General features: G+C 42.3%; 1 pseudogene. It reads right to left on the bottom strand.

Going from position 1 to position 1,169, the window contains the following annotated elements:
- Positions 1-1,169, bottom strand: a pseudogene (locus O3650_RS09540) (hypothetical protein); the annotation flags it as partial.

The raw sequence follows: 1,169 nt of genomic DNA, 5'->3' as shown, positions 1-1,169 counted from the left end.
CCGATTGTTACTGTGATTGGGTTTCCGTCTTTACCTGGAATTTCTACTACTGTTCCTGGTGGGTAGATTGAGCCATCTGGTTTCTTCGGTGTCACTGTAACATCACCAGTCTTAGGATCTTGTTCCAAGTCTACGGTTGGAGTCTTACGTGCTGGAGTTGTTGCTGGTACTGGTTGTGATGGTCTCTTATTCGGTTCTGTTACTGTACCTTCTCCTTCGATTTTTCCTTTTGGAAGACCATCATTCGGTACTATTCCTGAACCGTCTTCTCCGATGATAACCTCGATTGGAGTATCATTATCACCCGGAATAACTACCTTCGTTCCTGGTGGATATGTTCCTCCCACTCCAGGTTTCTTCGGTGTTACAATAGCATCTCCATTTGGTTTTCTAGTAATATCAATTGAGACTGGTTGCTCTGTTTGTGGTTCATTTGGATCTAATTTTTTAGGTGTCTTCACTTGAACTTCTTCAGGTGTTTTCCCTTTTTCAATAATCTTACCTGTTCCCGGAATATCTCCTTCTGGCAGATCACTGTTTGGTACTTTACCTTTACCATCTTCACCGATTGTTACTGTGATTGGGTTCCCGTCTTTACCTGGAATTTCTACTACTGTTCCTGGTGGGTAGATTGAACCATCTGGTTTCTTCGGTGTCACTGTAACATCACCCGTCTTAGGATCTTGTTCAATTTTGATTGTCGGGTTCTTACGAGCTGGTGTTGTTACTGGCACTGGTTGTGATGGTTCTTTATTCGGTTCTGTTACTGTACCTTTTCCTGGTAAATCACCTTTAGGTAACTTGTCATTTGGAACTATTCCTGAACCATCTTCACCGATTGTAACGACAATTGGATTACCATCCTTACCTGGAATTTCTACTACTGTTCCTGGTGGGTAGGTTGAGCCATCTGGTTTCTTCGGTGTTATTACTGCATCACCATTTGGTTTGCGTGTGATATCGATTGTAGGAGTTTGAGTTGTTGGTGTCTTAGGATCTGTTCCATTTTTCTCTTCATCCTTGTCTGGAATACCATCGTTATCATCATCTGGATCGGTCACATCTGGGATACCGTCGCCATCTGTATCACGTTGAATTGTAACTGGAACATCCACAGTAACTTCTTCATCACCATTCTTAACTTTAACTGGGATTGTAACTTTACGTTC

The organism is Streptococcus sp. 20925_1_24, assembly GCF_041432335.1.
In the GTDB taxonomy this organism is placed as follows: domain Bacteria; phylum Bacillota; class Bacilli; order Lactobacillales; family Streptococcaceae; genus Streptococcus; species Streptococcus mitis_BM.
The sequence above is the reverse complement of the archived record's forward strand: the minus strand, read 5'-3'. Positions and strand labels throughout refer to the sequence as shown.